Source organism: Novosphingobium sp. TK46 (assembly GCF_055361525.1).
On record NZ_CM143963.1, the window covers coordinates 277,363 to 292,991 of the forward strand.

General features: G+C 61.8%; 16 protein-coding genes, 1 tRNA gene and 1 pseudogene. 6 read left to right on the forward strand and 12 right to left on the reverse strand.

All coding sequences use genetic code 11. The features are described from left to right. Positions 1-139 precede the first annotated feature (139 nt). Both ACXJ1Z_RS01260 and ACXJ1Z_RS01265 read right to left on the reverse strand, forming a co-directional pair. A complete protein-coding gene (locus ACXJ1Z_RS01260; protein ID WP_463778948.1) occupies positions 140-742 on the reverse strand; it encodes a DJ-1/PfpI family protein in 603 nt (200 codons plus the stop codon). A 438-nt stretch (positions 743-1,180) separates the two neighbouring features. Beyond that, the gene (locus ACXJ1Z_RS01265; protein WP_463778949.1) at positions 1,181-1,501 is read right to left on the reverse strand and encodes a hypothetical protein; all 321 of its coding nucleotides are present in this window, start codon (positions 1,499-1,501) and stop codon (positions 1,181-1,183) included. A 670-nt stretch (positions 1,502-2,171) separates the two neighbouring features. On the opposite strand from ACXJ1Z_RS01265, the gene ACXJ1Z_RS01270 reads away from it, so the two are divergent. After that, entirely contained in the window at positions 2,172-2,324 is a 153-nt protein-coding gene (locus ACXJ1Z_RS01270; RefSeq protein WP_463778950.1) for a hypothetical protein, read from the forward strand. 134 nt (positions 2,325-2,458) lie between these two features. Further along, a complete protein-coding gene (locus ACXJ1Z_RS01275; RefSeq protein ID WP_463778952.1) occupies positions 2,459-3,070 on the forward strand; it encodes a hypothetical protein in 612 nt (203 codons plus the stop codon). Between the two features lie 44 nt (positions 3,071-3,114). On the opposite strand, the pseudogene ACXJ1Z_RS01280 reads toward ACXJ1Z_RS01275, so the two are convergent. The 3 genes and pseudogenes from ACXJ1Z_RS01280 to ACXJ1Z_RS01290 form a co-directional block, all read right to left on the reverse strand. Then, a pseudogene (locus tag ACXJ1Z_RS01280) lies at positions 3,115-3,603 on the reverse strand (tyrosine-type recombinase/integrase); the annotation flags it as partial. Between the two features lie 18 nt (positions 3,604-3,621). Beyond that, on the reverse strand, positions 3,622-3,945 hold the full coding sequence (locus ACXJ1Z_RS01285) for an Arm DNA-binding domain-containing protein (protein ID WP_463778953.1): 324 nt from the start codon (positions 3,943-3,945) through the stop codon (positions 3,622-3,624). A gap of 162 nt (positions 3,946-4,107) precedes the next feature. Continuing rightward, a tRNA-Ser gene (locus ACXJ1Z_RS01290) sits at positions 4,108-4,197 on the reverse strand. A 153-nt stretch (positions 4,198-4,350) separates the two neighbouring features. On the opposite strand from ACXJ1Z_RS01290, the gene hspQ reads away from it, so the two are divergent. Beyond that, positions 4,351-4,731, forward strand: coding sequence for a heat shock protein HspQ (hspQ, locus tag ACXJ1Z_RS01295; protein ID WP_463778954.1), 381 nt, complete (start codon positions 4,351-4,353; stop codon positions 4,729-4,731). 24 nt (positions 4,732-4,755) lie between these two features. On the opposite strand, the gene ACXJ1Z_RS01300 is transcribed toward hspQ, so the two are convergent. Then, a complete protein-coding gene (locus tag ACXJ1Z_RS01300) occupies positions 4,756-5,634 on the reverse strand; it encodes an ABC transporter permease (protein ID WP_463778956.1) in 879 nt (292 codons plus the stop codon). Positions 5,635-5,754: 120 nt separating this feature from the next. Between ACXJ1Z_RS01300 and ACXJ1Z_RS01305 the strand changes: the two genes are divergently transcribed. Further along, positions 5,755-6,465, forward strand: a complete 711-nt coding sequence (locus tag ACXJ1Z_RS01305; protein WP_463778957.1) for a GcrA family cell cycle regulator — start codon at positions 5,755-5,757, stop codon at positions 6,463-6,465. Between the two features lie 30 nt (positions 6,466-6,495). Here ACXJ1Z_RS01305 and ACXJ1Z_RS01310 read toward each other — a convergent pair whose 3' ends face one another. Next, on the reverse strand, positions 6,496-7,896 hold the full coding sequence (locus ACXJ1Z_RS01310) for an MFS transporter (protein WP_463778959.1): 1,401 nt from the start codon (positions 7,894-7,896) through the stop codon (positions 6,496-6,498). Positions 7,897-8,025: 129 nt separating this feature from the next. Here ACXJ1Z_RS01310 and ACXJ1Z_RS01315 point away from each other — a divergent pair, with 129 nt between their 5' ends. Then, on the forward strand, positions 8,026-8,724 hold the full coding sequence (locus ACXJ1Z_RS01315; protein ID WP_463778960.1) for a peptidylprolyl isomerase: 699 nt from the start codon (positions 8,026-8,028) through the stop codon (positions 8,722-8,724). 24 nt (positions 8,725-8,748) lie between these two features. On the opposite strand, the gene ACXJ1Z_RS01320 is transcribed toward ACXJ1Z_RS01315, so the two are convergent. Beyond that, a complete protein-coding gene (locus ACXJ1Z_RS01320; RefSeq protein WP_463778962.1) occupies positions 8,749-9,171 on the reverse strand; it encodes a M23 family metallopeptidase in 423 nt (140 codons plus the stop codon). A gap of 582 nt (positions 9,172-9,753) precedes the next feature. Here ACXJ1Z_RS01320 and ACXJ1Z_RS01325 point away from each other — a divergent pair. Next, positions 9,754-10,992: a sensor domain-containing diguanylate cyclase gene (locus ACXJ1Z_RS01325; protein ID WP_463778963.1), complete on the forward strand. Its 1,239-nt coding sequence runs from the start codon at positions 9,754-9,756 to the stop codon at positions 10,990-10,992. 110 nt (positions 10,993-11,102) lie between these two features. On the opposite strand, the gene pnp is transcribed toward ACXJ1Z_RS01325, so the two are convergent. From pnp to ACXJ1Z_RS01345, 4 genes are all read right to left on the reverse strand, one after another. Then, positions 11,103-13,454 carry a polyribonucleotide nucleotidyltransferase gene (gene pnp, locus ACXJ1Z_RS01330; protein WP_463778964.1) on the reverse strand — a complete coding sequence of 784 codons (2,352 nt, stop codon included), beginning with the start codon at positions 13,452-13,454 and terminating at the stop codon, positions 11,103-11,105. Positions 13,455-13,674: 220 nt separating this feature from the next. Further along, complete coding sequence (rpsO, locus tag ACXJ1Z_RS01335) at positions 13,675-13,944, reverse strand: 30S ribosomal protein S15 (protein WP_463778966.1); 270 nt, start codon at positions 13,942-13,944, stop codon at positions 13,675-13,677. Between the two features lie 4 nt (positions 13,945-13,948). Continuing rightward, on the reverse strand, positions 13,949-14,851 hold the full coding sequence (gene truB / locus ACXJ1Z_RS01340) for a tRNA pseudouridine(55) synthase TruB (protein ID WP_463778967.1): 903 nt from the start codon (positions 14,849-14,851) through the stop codon (positions 13,949-13,951). A 3-nt stretch (positions 14,852-14,854) separates the two neighbouring features. Then, the gene (locus ACXJ1Z_RS01345; protein ID WP_463778968.1) at positions 14,855-15,535 is read right to left on the reverse strand and encodes a site-2 protease family protein; all 681 of its coding nucleotides are present in this window, start codon (positions 15,533-15,535) and stop codon (positions 14,855-14,857) included. Positions 15,536-15,629 lie beyond the last annotated feature (94 nt).

Consider the following 15,629-nt stretch of genomic DNA (forward strand, 5'->3'; position numbering starts at 1 on the left):
TAATTTGACAGGTCGAGACAGATTGGATCAAGCCTATGCCGCCGCCGTTCTCGATTGGGAACGGCGATCGAGACGACCGAGGCTTTTCCATAGGGATCGATTTTTGGGAAAGGAGGCCGGATGGACTGAAGCGGCTGAATCAGGCCAGAGGCCAGTCGTATTGCATCTGCCGAGCGGTAAGCCGCGCTATCTTTGTTCCAATCAGGCGTTTGACCAGATGAAGGCTCATGCTGATCCCCGCCGAGATCCCAGCTGACGTGACCACCGGTCCTTCATCGACGTAAGGCAATCCGTCAACGACATCGACCTTTGGAAACATGCGCCGCATCTCGTCGACGTCTTCCCAATGTGTGGTGGCCTTCAAGCCGTCGAGAACCCCGATGCTGCCGAGGAGGAAGGCTCCTGTGCAAACAGACGCGGTGATGGCAACGTGAGCTGACTCGCGCTTCAGCCAAGCTAGCGTCAGACGATTGTTCATTGGCTCAGTGACAATGCCACCTGGGATGATCAGAACATCGATGGCAGGAGCATCTTCAAAGCCATAATCTGCCGCGACCCGCAGCCCGTGCCGCGCTACCAGGGTCTTCTGTCCCTCGGCGACAGTCACAATCCGGAAGGGCGGACGATCAATCCCCAAGGCTTTGGTCGCGACGCGCGCCGCGACGGAAAACACTTCATACGGACCGGCAAAATCCAGTACCTCTACGTCAGGAAACAGCAGAATACCTACGGTGATGGCCATCGGCAAATCATGAGGGCGTCTCGCTGGGTGTCAATAATCGGTATCGGGAAAGGCCGAAGGTGGCGCGCTTCCTGCCGTTCCCGTCTCATAAGGGATCCCATTGGGAAGGACCGACGGACGCTCAGAGTGGGTGCCCGCTCGATGAACGGGCTTCAGCTTTCGGGCTACGTCGTAACCGGGATTCATGACGAGGTTGGCGGTGGCGAGCCGACACTGGCTGTTCGCTTTAAGTGCCCTCACAATGCCTCTGTCTAACGGCACCACCAACAGAATGCTTCCGATAAAATAAGCCGCGCGGAGGTGATAATTAGCAATGCAGCACACGCACATGAGTTATTGTATGTTTATCATCAATTTACAATATCGACGAAACTACGATTATTCGGCTCTGGCTTGTTCCTAAGCAAGTCATAGTACCGCGGCGGTCCAATCACAGTGTCATATGAGACAATCAGCATTTTGCGCCACTTCAACTTCCTTCGCTCCATGAATACGGCAAGGGTCGATGACCTGCAATATTGATGTATCGCTCGCGAAGATTATTGCATTATGGTTACCGATCAAAGGTCTGTTAAACCCTATCGTGTGCGTGTCACTGCATGCTTCTGGAGAAACAAGTCTAGCATTCTCTAGTCTAGGTTCAAAATCTTCAAGGCGTAGTATGCGACTGAGTTGTGGGATATAAGTGCGGCTTTGCTCCTCTAACTCGGACAAGAAAGCCTGGTGAGGTTTATCTGTCTTATGTAGCTCGGTGATCATCCGCTTTGTGATCGCGATCAAGTACTTGGGAGGTCGGGGTTGCTCACTGGTTTGTGTACTGACGCAGAACCGTCCACGAGTTAAGCTATCGGATTTCTGCTGTAGAACTACCTTCAATATCTGGGTCTCGACGGCTTTAAATCTTGGCTCATTGATTGTAGCAGCAAGTGCGGCCGACGCTTGAACTGCTAATATGATCGACAGCGTGCCAGCGACTACACAGGTGGCGCGGCTTTGTGATGAGAGAGTATGCATCGAACGGGTGCGAGCGGAATTCATAAACGAAACATGCACAACGTTGGGCACGTCCGCAACTGGGGCGACACCGGAAATCGGCTCACGCCCGAACGACGGATTACTGGGATGTGGCGCTCCAAAGCGGCCGTTCTGCTTTCCACCACGACATCGTGTTCGAAGCTAATTGTGTCCAACAGCTCCGCCTAGAGCCGACCTGCAGCTGTTGGGCAGGAAAACAGTCCCTCTGCAATTAGCGACATCCGGATTCAGCCTCATCACCAAATCTATCGAGAGTGACCACTTGAATCTGCCGGTTGCCCAGTTCTATATCGCTAGTGGACAATAGAACCATAGATGGTGTCCGAAACCCCCCTTCGTTACGGTCTTTCCGGAGCATGTCCAGCGCCTGGAAGCTCACGCGAGGCAGGTAGGCATGGATGCGACGTTCGGCAGCACAGCCAACTCGATTGCCCCCGAGTGCCTTCGCACCGGTGAAGCGGTCCTTCAGGCGCTGACAGTGGCCCGTCGGATTGAGATCGACCTCACCCGTCCGCTGATGGATTCGATACCAGTGACCATTAACTGAGCCGTAGCGGTTGCCCAAAACCCGATGTCCTCAGCAGGCCCGGCAACAATCCATCTTTGATCCCACCCGCGCTTGTTGCCGGCATCATCTCGGTCCCGGCCACCTTCCGGCGCGGCCAGAACGGATAGCATCTCATGGCGTACATCGGCTCTCCCGGCGCAGTCGTCGATGTCCGCGGAGCCGAATATTACCCTGCCTATGCTCATGGCCAGGTCCAGCTCACCCACCTGATTACGGGCGAAATCTTCAAGTACGAGCAACGAGACGGATCGCTCGAGTTACCGACTGTCGAACAATTTCAGCTTATGCAGCACTGTGGCGACGCCGTTAGCGCCGAAGCCGACGCTCGCGACTGTCCGGTCGTGATTACCTGCACCGTGACCGATAGGCCCTATCTCGCCTTCCACTGGCTCAGCAGGGGAACATTCCTGGCCAACGTCTCGATCATGGACGTGGAGCGGAATGTATTCCTCAAGGTCGACAAAGTCGTTGTCGACGACTGGGACCAGTCCAACCGCGAGAAGAAGATCATCAACCTGCTTGTCGAAGCGGGTGAGTTCTCGCGCGAGCAGCTGCATGCGGAGCTTGGCGAGATCATCGTCGGGGACAAGCCCGGCCGTGAGACGGATGACGAGATCATCCTGCTCAATCCGATGGGAATGGCGATCGACGACATCGCCTGCGCCAAGGCGATTCTCGGCAGGGCCGAGGACAGGAACATCGGCACGGTCCTGCCCCTCTTTTAGGGTGCGGGCACGGCCGGCTGGCTCTTCGGTTTGCCCCACATCGTCTATCTATTCGCCTGTCTTCCACTGGGGCGGCATCTGCGGGACCGCGATCCCGCGCCCTGGTTCGCCGCCGGATGCCTGATCGTGGGCGGCATGCTCGCGGTGCAAGCATTTACCGCGTCGCTACTCGTCTTTGCGATGGCGCGGGTCGCCGGACGTGCAACGTCAGCATCGACTGTCGCGAGCATGCGACGCAATTCGACTATATCGGTGATGGCTGGCTGGCGGCCTTTCTTGGGCATCGGCTTCAGGGCGGCACCGACCTTCTCTGCAGGATCACTCTGGGCGATGCCCGATGCGATTGCGTAGGCGTAGACACCGGAGATGCGCTGGTGCAGGCGCTTGGCCGTCTCGATGGCCGAGCGCGCTTCGACCGCGCGGAGGACCTCAAGCAGCTTGGGCGGCGTGAGCGCGGAGATCGGCAAACTGCCGATTGCAGGGAAGACGTCGCGTTCGAACGAGCGCAGAACGTCGGCGGCATGGACCTTGGCCCATTGGGGCGCGTTGACCTAGTGCCACTCCCGCGCGACCTTCTCGAAGCTGTTGCGAGAAGCCTCGATGTTGGCCTTCAGCTTTAGCTTCTTCGCAACGCCCGGGTCGTGACCTTCTCGCAGCTTTGCCAAAGCATCGTCTCTCAGCCTGCGCGCTTCAGCCAGGCCCAGTGAGGGATAGCGGCCGAGCGCGAGGCTATTCTGCTTACCGTCATATTTGTAGTTGAGGCGCCAAAGCTTCGAACCGCCCGTTGTCACCAGCACGAACAGCTGGTGGTCATCAAAAAGCTTGTAGCTTCGATCCTTCGGTTTGGCAGCCCGGATCTGCGCATCGCTGAGCATGAGATCGACACCCTATTTTCGAGGTTCGATACCCTATTTTGCCACCCTACCGCCCGTGGATGGGCGTGAACGAGAAGGAACCGGTCAATGCCGAAAACCCTCGCATTTCTGCCGATTTTGTCAATCCCATTGCACTGCTGGGAACCCCTGAGAACGGGCACTTGGCGGAGAGGGTGGGATTCGAACCCACGGTACGGTTTCCCGTACACTGCATTTCGAGTGCAGCGCATTCGACCACTCTGCCACCTCTCCGCGAAGTCGTGCTGTTGTGGGCGAACCCACCGGTCGAGCGAAGGGCGCGGTTAGCGAAGTCCGGCGGGCTTGCCAAGCCCTATCCGCAGCAAAACCGGATATCGCCCCTGAGCCTTGCTTGTTTCGCTACCGCAGCAAGCCTATATCCGCCGCATGAACCGAGCGTCCTTCTATTCACCTCAGGCCGGCCGCATCATCGAGGCGCCGACGCGAGTGCGGGCCCGCTTCACCATCGGCAACATCGTTCGCCACAAGCTGCATGGCTTTCGCGGCGTCGTGTTCGATATCGATCCGGTGTTCGCCAATAGCGAAGAATGGTATGAATCCATCCCTGCCGATGTCCGCCCGCAACGCGAACAGCCCTTCTACCACCTGCTCGCGGAAAGCGACGAGTCGAGCTACGTCGCGTATGTCAGCCAGCAGAACCTGCTGGAAGACGGTGATGGGGGCCCGGTCGATCACCCATCCATTCCCCAGATCTTCGAGGATTTCGCCGAGGGGCATTATTGTATGCGCCACGGCATGACGCACTGAGCCACTCCAGCTTGCTGCGGAGCCTCAGCTCTTGAGCTTCCAACCCGATCGTAGGACCAAGTAGGTGGCAACGCTCAGCACGAGGTTGACCACGCCGAAACCAATGGCCGAATGAAGCACCGCCATGGTGGTATCGCCGATATCGCTTTGCCCCAGAAAGCCGAAGCGGAAGCCGGAGATGATGTAGAAAAACGGGTTGAAACGGCTGATCGTCTGGAACACCGGCGAAAGGTTGTCGATGACGTAGAAGGTGCCCGACAGCAGCGACAAGGGTGCGATGACGAAATTGGTGACGGCTGCGTTGTGATCGAATTTTTCGGCCCAGATCGAAGACAAAAAGCCCAGCAGCGCCAGAAAATACGTGCCCATCAGTCCGAACCAGATCACCGCCCAGGGGTGCGCGACTGCCAGGCTGACGCCAGGCCACAGCATCATCGCGAGCGAGAGCGCAAGTCCCACCAGAATGCCACGCGTCACCGCCGCGGCTGTCATCGCCGCCATGAGTTCGGCATTGGTCAGGGGCGGCATCAGGAAGTCGATGATCGTGCCCTGGATCTTGCCGGACAGGAACGAGAAGCTGGCGTTGGCGAAGGCGTTTTGCATCATGCCCATCACGATCAAACCCGGCGCGACGAACGTGGCGAAGTTCACGCCCAGTACTTGCCGGTCACCCCGGCCCAGCGCTACGGAAAAGATCACCAGGAACAGCAGCGTCGTGATCGCGGGCGCCCAGATGGTCTGGGTCTGCACCTTGAAGAAACGGCGCACCTCCTTCATATAAAGGGTTTGGAGCCCTACCCAGTTGATCCGGTGGATCACGGGCTGCCCCATTGCCGGAAAGCTACGAGGTTGCGGAATGTGGGCGGGCGTGATGAGGTCCGCCGAAGAGGGTTGATCGGCCATGTTGCCGCGACTATCGGCTGACCGCTTCGCAGGCAAGCTTGCAGATGGGCCGTGTCGGCCGATGATGGCGCGAGAAAACGTAAAGACGGCCTTGGTGAAGGCCAGCAGATTGGAATGCAGATGAGCTGGACGGACGAGCGGATCGACAAGCTGAGGACGATGTGGGAGGGCGGCGCGACCGCCAGCCAGATCGCCGACGAACTGGGCGGCGTCAGCCGCAACGCCGTCATCGGCAAGGCTCATCGGCTTGGCCTCAAGGCGCGCCCGTCGCCGGTGAAGCCCAATGAGAAGCCGGCTCGCCCTGCGCCCGTCGCCACCAAGCCGCGCGACGACGATGCTCCGCCGTTCGATATCGACGAGCCTGCGGTAAAGGCCACGCCAGCGCAGCCAGCGGTCGAGCGGCCGACGCCCGCCCCGGCAGCGGCTACCACGCCGTCTCCTGCCAGCGAGCCGGCGTCGGAACCGGCCGCGCCGCCCCCTCCGGTGTCTGATCGGCCGCGGATCGTCTCAGTTGGCCCCGGCGGTTTCCTCCGCCAAGGTCCGGGAGATCAGCAGCAGCCTATCCCGCCCGCTCCGCCGCGTCGTCTCGTACCATCGAAGCCAAGCGCGGATATCGCCGGCAAGACCAGCCTGCTCGACCTGAACGATCGTATCTGCCGCTGGCCGATGGGGCATCCGGGCGAGCCGGATTTCCACTTCTGCGGCGAAAAGGTGAACCCCGGCTTCCCTTATTGCGTCGAACATTGCGGTCGGGCCTACCAGGCACAGCTGCCTCGCGGTGCGCGCCGTCCACCTCCGCCGCTACCATTTGGCGGACCGCGCGTTCGCTGAACATTGTAACATTACCGGACGCGCGTCGGCTCACGCTGGCGCGGGTCCGGCCTTGTTGTTTGCCCGCAACAGTATCGCGCACGCTGCTCCTGCCAGAGTCAGCGCTGTCATGACCGCCATCGTCATCAGATAGGACGAGGGCGCCGGAAATTGCGCCCCTCCCCCCGGCGCCGGGATCGTCCGGCTCGCCAGCAGCATCGCGATCACTTGTGCGCCAATGGCCGCGGCGATCCCGCGCACCACCTGCATCGAACCGATTGCTTCGCTGGTACGATGCGGCGGCACGGTAGCGACGACGATGTTGGGCAATGCGGCCTGCAGGATGGTGGTGCCAAACGAGATGACGCACAACAATGCGATGACCAGGCCCAACACGTTGGGCAGCAGCATGGCCGCGCACCAGCCCGTCGCCGCAAGCAGGGCGCCCACGGTCACCGTGGCGCGATTGCCCAGGCGTTGCATCATCCGCCCTGCAAGCGGTCCAGCGAAGAACGACAGCAGGTTGGACGGCAGCTTTGCCAGTCCTGCGACCGTAGCTGTCAGCCCCAGGCCGACCGCCGTCCACCCAGGCGACTGCATGTACGAAGAAAAAACATAGACGATCTGCATCGTGCCCATACCCAGCAGGATGGTGATAAGATTGGCGACCGCGAAGTTGCGGTTCTGGAACAAGCGCAGATCGACGAACGGTTCCTCGGCACGAAGACTTCGCCGTGCCCAAAGGCCGAACAACGCCAGGCAGACCGCGAACATGACCAGCACCTGTGGTGCGAGCCAGCCAGCCTGCTTGGTAGCTCCGATGGCATACAGCATCAGCCCGATGGCGGGCACTGGCAGCAGCCCCTCGATCCAGTCGATCGGGCGGCGGGTCGGCGTACCGGGACGGTCCGGGACGAAGCCCGCGATGGCAGCGATCGAAGCCGCGAGCAGCGCCGCGCTGACCCAGAACAATGCGTGCCAATCGAGGTTGTCGACGATCAACCCACCTGCGACCAGCCCCAGCGCGGCACCCGCGCCCAGCGCCGTCGTCAATACGCCGATACCCATCGGCACCTTGTCCTCGGGAAGGCTCTCACGAACTATTCCCACCGACAGCGGCAGGACCACGGCGGAAAGCCCCTGCAAAGCCCGGCCGACCAGCACTACGCCCAGGTTCGTACTCATTGCGCTGATGACGGACCCCAGCAACGCCAGCGCCAGCAGCACCAGCACCAGCCGCTTACGTCCTCGAATGTCGCCCAGCCGGCCAACGACCGGAGAAGCAGCAGCGGCGATCAGCATATGGATCGTGATCAGCCACCCCACCCTGATCGGATCGCCGAACTGGCGGATCAGGGTCGGCAACGCGGCGTAGATCATCGACGCTTCGAACGTGACGGTCATCTCCGCCAGGAACAGCGCAGCGATGATCGTAGCCGGGCGTGATTGCATGGCAGCCTCTCCAATGCAGCCGAATTGTTCTTCGGCCTGCGCAGGCACGCCTAAGCATGTTGCGATCATGCGCCAAGCGATTTGGCGGCTTCCACTTGCAGCCTTCGCCCCGCGCGGCAAGATCAGGCGATGCTGAAACGATTCGCGCCCTTTGTCGCCCCTGCCCTGCTGTTCCTTACGGCCGCTGCGCCCGGTCCCACCACCGCGTCGGCGCCGCAAGCCGGCGATGTCTTTGTCGCCATCAGCACATCGGCGGGCACCATAACCCTCGACCTCGACAGCGCGCATGCGCCGCTGACGACCGCCAACTTCCTGAAATACGTCGACGCGAAACGGTTCGACGGCACCACTTTTTATCGCGCGATGCACCTTGACTGGGGCACGCCGCCCAATGGCCTGATCCAGGGGGGTACCCAGAACGATCCGAAGCGCATTCTAAAGCCGGTCCCGCACGAGCCCACCAGTCAGACGGGCGTACTCCACAAGCGGGGTACGATCTCGATGGCGCGCTTCGCACCGGGTACCGCGACGGGTGACTTCTCGATCATGGTATCGGACCAACCCGGCCTCGACGCCAAACCGGATGCCGCCGACGCCGACGCAAAGGCCGGCTTCGCAGCGTTCGGGCATGTCGTCTCGGGTATGGAGACCGTCGACAGGATCTGGGGAATGCCCCGCTCCGCCACCAAAGGCGTGGGCGTGATGAAAGGTCAGATGCTGGACCCGACCGTAAAGATCATCAGCATGCGCCGCGTGCCGCCTCCAGCGCAGATCACGGCTCCTGCACTCCCCCAAGATGCCGCCATGCAAACACCAGCTGCCGATTGAACGCATCGGCCATCGCGGGCTTGCTCAGCGCCCGGAGGCAGGGCCGGCCGTCGCCGCCTTGCCGGTCAGGTAGGGATAGGGATCGAGCGCGGGCGCGTCCTGTGACCAGCCTTGCGCCGGATTGGTCACCCACATGGCGAAATGCAGGTGCGGCGCCTCGGGACTGGCATTGCCGCTATGACCGACCGTGCCCAGGAATTGTCCCGCCTTTATCGCCAAGCCCTCGCGCAAGCCGTTCGCGTAAGCGGAAAGGTGCGCGTAGTAGTATATCATCCGCCGATCCGATGAGCGCACATAGATCGTATTGCCCCCGTCATGCGAAGCGAACAGTTTCTCCACCCGCCCGGCTGTCGCCGCGACCACCGGCGTGCCGTCAGGCGATAGGATATCGATTGCGTCGTGGCGGCGGGCACCTTGCGCGCGGGCTTGCGCGAACGTGTCGACCAACTGAGACGGCCGCACGCCCACGACGGGTATGCGCAGACCGCTTGATCCGGCATGCGCTTGCAAAAGGCCAGCAGGTGGCGCCACTCGCGTAGATCCGGAATAAAGCGCCAGAAAACCTCGACGGGGGGATTTTCCCTCGGGCCTCTCCGAACTCGATCGCAGGTCATGATCAGAGCGGCTTTGTGTGCGCTGTTGCTGTCCCGCAGTCGGATCGAGCTTGCAGCCCGACATGCTGACGCCGACGAGCAGAGTTACGATCCGCCATTTCCCCGCATCTGTGCGAGCCACCGACCTGCCTCCCTTGTTGATGGGCAAACGCGCGGTGTGGCAATCGGCTGCCGACGGCAAGGTCATTATGCTCGCTTGTCAGACTCGCGGAAGCAACTCGCGTGACCCGTACCCCTCCTCTATTTGGCGAGCCATCAGATTACCTCGCTGGCGTTACTTAAACGCAACCAGGAACATTCGAGAGCGAGGCAAATCATCAGCAATCGTTAGGGATTTCGTCTTATCGTCACGACCATAAAAGAAACGAGGCACATCGCTGTGCACCAACAGAATACATTCACCGCGAACCTGCGCATGACGTCCAAACGTCGCGCCGCTATCATGTTGGTGCAGGCAAGCAGCTGCGTGAGTGTGGGTATGGTGGCGTTCGGGCCCGAGTGGCTGGTACGCCCGGCGGCGACGGTATCGCTGATCATCGTCGTAACGGTGTTCCTGACCGGTCTCGGCTTTGCCAGGAGCGCGCTGACGCAGGCTCAGCGCCAGCATCGCCTGTTTACAGAGGCCGAGAGCGCCAAACGGCAAGTCGAGCAGCTCTTCGCGATGACCGACATGCTCCAGGCCGCCGAGGATCACGAAGACGCAGGCGCCGTGCTCATGGCAACCGCGCAACGACTGTTGCCGACATTCAGCGGGGCCTTGTACGTCTTCAACAATTCGCGGGATCGCCTGGATCTTGCCAAAGCCTGGAACGTCGTTGACAGCTTCCATCCAGGTGAAACGCTGCTGCCCAGCAATTGCTGGGCGCTGAAGCGTGGCAAACCGCATGTCAACGATACCCGATCCAACACCTTGTGCTGCATGCACCAAGTCGGAACGGCCGCAACCGTCGAAGTGCCGATGATGGCGCGTGGACAAGTGCATGGCCTGCTGATGCTGGCGACGGACAGCGATGACGCGCAAGTCGAACTCGACGAGGTGAGCCGCGTTGCGCGTGCGCTTGCCGACTCCATGTCGCTCGCGCTTTCGAACATCGCCTTGCGGGAGAAGCTGCGCACGCAATCGCTGCGCGATCCCCTCACCGGGCTATACAATCGCCGCTACATGGAAGACGCGCTGGAGCGCTACATCAGCCTTGGCGAGCGCACCGGCAGCGCCACCGCGGTGTTGATGATCGATCTCGATAATTTCAAGCGCGTCAACGATGAGCATGGCCATGCAAAGGGCGATGCGGTGCTGCGGGACGTGGCCAGCCAGCTGGTCACGGCATTGCGGCCGTCCGACGTGGTGGCTCGCTATGGCGGGGAGGAACTGATCGTGATCCTGCCCAATTGCGGCCTTGAGGATGCTGCGCTCAAGGCTGAGATGCTGCGCCTGCGGATCGCCGGCTTGTCGGACGTGCACGGCGCCGCAATCAGTGCCTCGTTCGGGATCGCTTCAGTGCCCGAAACGTCGACCAGCGCAACCGATGTCATTCCGATGGCCGACGCGGCTTTGTACGACGCCAAGAAAGCGGGCAAGAACCGTATCGCCAATGCCGACAGACGTGGCGATCGTGACGACAAGAGCGCGCCGAGGCTGGCAGTCCTGGGCTGATCTTCGCGTAGTTGCCGACCGACCGTCAGAGAAGCGTGCGAGCAGCCGCTAGCAAAAAGGCCGCGCCGGTTTCCCGACGCGGCCTTTTTGCCGTTACGCGATGATCGCGATCAATCTTCCTTGAGGAAAGCCGGCATGTGGTTGGGATCGCCACCGGCGGAACCGCCGCCATTGTCGTCCCGACGCGGGCCACGGCCACCATCGCGGTTGCCACCACGGTCACCACCGCCGCTGCCGCCGCGATCGTTGCGCGGACGACGGCGATCACCGTCGCTGCCGCCGCTGCTACGGCCACCACGATCGCCACCCGGACGATCGCCGCGCGGCTCGCGAGGCTCACGGGCAGGACGGGTGTCCTCCAGCTCGGCGCCGGTTTCCTGATCGACGACGCGCATCGACAGGCGAACCTTGCCGCGCGGATCGATCTCAAGAACCTTGACCTTCACGGCCTGGCCTTCCTTGACCACGTCGGTCGGCTTTTCCACGCGCTCGTTCTTCATTTCGGAAACGTGGACGAGGCCGTCCTTGCCACCCATGAAGTTCACGAAGGCGCCGAAGTCGACGATGTTGACGACCTTGCCGTCGTAGACCTTGCCGACTTCGGCTTCCTCGACGATGCCCAGGATCCAGGCCTTGGCGGCCTCGATCTGCGCGGTGTCGGAAGACGAGATCTTGATCACGCCCTCGTCGTCGATGTCGACCTTGGCGCCGGTCTCGGCGACGATCTCGCGGATGACCTTGCCGCCGGTGCCGATGATGTCGCGGATCTTCGACTTGTCGATCTTGATCGTCTCGATGCGGGGCGCGTGGGCCGACAGCTCGGTACGAGCCGAACCCAGCGCCTTCTGCATCTCACCCAGGATGTGCGTGCGGCCGGCCTTCGCCTGCTCGAGCGCCTTGCCCATGATCTCCTTGGTGATGCCGGCGATCTTGATATCCATCTGCATCGTGGTGATGCCGGCCTCGGTGCCTGCGACCTTGAAGTCCATGTCGCCGAGGTGATCCTCGTCGCCCAGGATGTCGGACAGGACCGCGAAGTCCTTGCCTTCCAGGATCAGACCCATGGCGATACCGGCCACCGGACGCTCGATCGGAACGCCCGCGTCCATCATCGACAAGCAGCCACCGCAGACGGTCGCCATCGAGGACGAGCCGTTGGACTCGGTAATGTCGGACAGAACGCGGATGGTGTACGGGAAGTCCGCCTTGGTCGGCAGCACAGGGTGCAGCGCACGCCATGCCAGCTTGCCGTGGCCGACTTCGCGACGGCCCGGCGCGCCGAAACGCCCAACTTCACCAACCGAGTACGGCGGGAAGTTATAGTGCAGCATGAAGTTCGAGTACGACAGGCCTTCCAGCCCGTCGATCATCTGCTCGGATTCCTTGGTGCCCAGCGTGGTGGTGCAGATCGCCTGCGTTTCACCGCGGGTGAACAGCGAGGAACCATGCGTGCGCGGCAGGAAGCCGACGATCGCCTCGATCGGACGGATCTGGTCGAGCTTGCGGCCGTCGATGCGCGAACCGTCCTTGAGGATGGCGCCGCGAACGATGTCCGCTTCGACCTTCTTCATGGTCTTGTTCGCAACCATCTGCGTCTGCGGAGTCTCGTCCGCGAACGCCTTCTTCGCCTTGGCGCGCGCTTCGTTGAGCGCGTTCGAGCGGGCCGACTTGTCGGTCAGCTTGTAGGCGGCGGCAACGTCCTTGCCGATGGCAGACTTGAGCTTCTTCTTGATGTCGGCAGTGTTGTCCGACACGTCGATGTCCCAGGGATCCTTTGCGGCTTCCTCGGCGAGATCGATGATCAGGTCGACGACCTTCTTGATCTCGTCATGGGCGAACATCACGGCGCCGAGCATCTCGTCCTCGGACAGCTCTTTGGCTTCCGATTCCACCATCATCACGGCATCGCCGGTGGCGGCGACGACGAGATCGAGGCGACCGTCGCCGGCCAGAGTCTGGTCCTGCTTCGGGTTCAGCGTGTACTCGCCATCGACGAAGCCGACGCGGGCGGCGGCGATCGGGCCCATGAACGGCACGCCCGAGATGGTCAGCGCGGCCGAAGCGGCGATCATCGCGACGATGTCGGGCTCGTTCTCACCGTCGTAGCTCATGACCTGAGCGATGACGTTGATCTCGTTGTAGAAACCTTCGGGGAACAGCGGGCGGATCGGGCGATCGATGAGACGGCTGGTCAGCGTCTCCTTTTCGGTCGCGCCACGCTCACGCTTGAAGAAACCGCCCGGGATACGGCCAGCGGCGGAGAACTTTTCCTGATAGTGAACGGTGAGCGGGAAGAAGTCCTGCCCTTCCTTCACCGACTTGGCGGCGGTCACGGCGCACAGCACCACGGTGTCGCCCAAGGTCGCCAACACGGCGCCATCGGCCTGACGGGCGATGCGGCCGGTTTCCAAAGTGAGCGTCTTGCCGCCCCACTGCATGGATACAGTTTTTACGTCGAACATTTGGTTTTATCCTCGACCCACGGGCCCAATTGCCTCGCGGGGTTTACTGCCGGGGATCCCGTCCCGGTCCGGTGTGGAGCCTTTCGTGGCCCCTGGCCTTGCCGCCGAATTGCAGCGCTGGCCTCAAGCCCTCGTTCCCTTTGTTGGCATGCGTGTCGCAGCCGGGATCTCGAGAGCCCAATAGAGCAGCGGCCCCGGTTTCCCGGAGCCGCCGTGAAACTTACTTACGCAGACCCAGCTTCTGGATCAGCGCGTTGTACCGCGCGACTTCGACCTTCTTGAGATAGTCCAGCAGCGATCGACGCTTGTTGACCATCGCCAGCAGACCGCGGCGCGAGTGGTTGTCCTTGTGATGAGCCTTGAAGTGCCCGGTCAGGTTGTTGATCCGCTCGGTCAGGATCGCGACCTGCACTTCCGGCGAACCGGTATCACCCGACTGGCGGGCGTTGTCAGTGATGATTTCCTGCTTCTTTTCAGCCGTAACCGACATAGTCTTACTCCGCGACATCTACGAGGTTGAAGCCCCTGACGACGCGGGCGTCACCGCCCGTCAATTCCAGCAGCGCGACCGGGATCATCCGTAGTCTCGCCAGATGGAGCCCGTCATCAAGGGGCAGTCCGGTTAGAACGCGGCCCTGTCGGACCGCCCTTGCCTGCTCCGGGTCGAGGTCGATGGCCGGGATGTCGTCCAGCCCCGCCTCCAGCGGCAAGAGTATGTGTTCAAGAGGCGCGCCCTTACCGATTTCGTTCAACTTGTCCAGCGTAATCGCGTGGCTGACTTCGAACGGACCGGCCTTGGTCCGGCGCAGCATGGTCACCGTACCGCATGTGCCGAGCGCCTGCGCGATGTCCCGCGCGAGGCTCCGGATATAGGTTCCCTTTGACACGTTCGCCAGGAGAGTCACTCCATCTGACTCGAACGAAGTGACGGTCAGCGCGTGGATCGTCACGTCGCGACTGGCGAGTTCGACCGTCTCGCCGGCACGCGCGAGATCGTATGCCCGCTCGCCGCCTACCCTCAAGGCAGAATAAGCCGGCGGAACTTGCGCGATCGGACCGGTGAAGCGCGACAGGATCGTGTGAACGTCAGCCTCTGACGGACGCACATCGCTGGTCGCGATCACCGCACCTTCAAGGTCCAACGTGTCGGTCTCCTCGCCGAAGCGGACGGTGAATTGGTAAGCCTTGCTGGCGTCGAGCATCCGCCCCGCCAGCTTGGTCGCCTCACCCAGCGCGATCGGCAGGATGCCGCTTGCCAGGGGATCGAGCGTACCGCCGTGGCCGACTTTGGTCGACTTGCCAAGGCCAGCCTCCCGCAGGTTGCGCTTGACGGCGGCAACGGCCTGCGTCGAACCCAGCCCCACAGGCTTGTCGAGAATGATCCAGCCCGACGGCACCGTTCAGACGCCTGCGACAGCGCGCGCAAGCGCGTCGTATTGATCCGCAGCCCAGCCAACCGGGGGCAGCACAAACCGCTCGACGACGCCCAGGTGCGGCCAGAAGTACGGCACCACCAAGAGCAGCAGGAACAGCAGCGGAAAACCATAAGGTCGCAGCCGGGCATAGCTGCGCGCTGCGCGTCGCGGCAGCAGGCCTTCGACGATATGCGAACCGTCGAACGGGGGGATCGGCAGCAGATTGAACAGCGCCAGAAACAGGTTGATGAGGATGAAGTTGCGCAAGTTGAGCACCACGAAGCCCACGACATCGCCGCTACCGCCGCTTCGCGCCAACAAGCCCAGCATCACCGCGCCGATCGCCGCCAGCACGAAATTGGTCAGCGGCCCGGCCGCGGCCACGGCCATCATGCCATAGCGCGGATTGCGCAAGCGACGCTGGTTGACCGGCACTGGCTTTGCCCAGCCGAATGTCGGCAAACTGGCCAGCGCAAGCATGCCAGGGATCACCACCGTCCCCATCGGGTCCACATGGCGCAGCGGATTGAGCGTCAGCCGCCGTTGCTCGCGCGCGGTCGGATCGCCCAGTGCCAGCGCGACCCAGCCATGCGCCACCTCGTGAAAGACGATCGCGATGATCAGGGGAACGATGAGCGCCGCAGCCTGCAGCAGAGTATCTTGCATGACCGCGATCTAGGCGGAGCACGCAGGCGCTGCAAGGCGGCCGCAATAAAGCCTTATCGCGCCGCCTCGATCAGCAGGACTTCGGCAAGCGCCT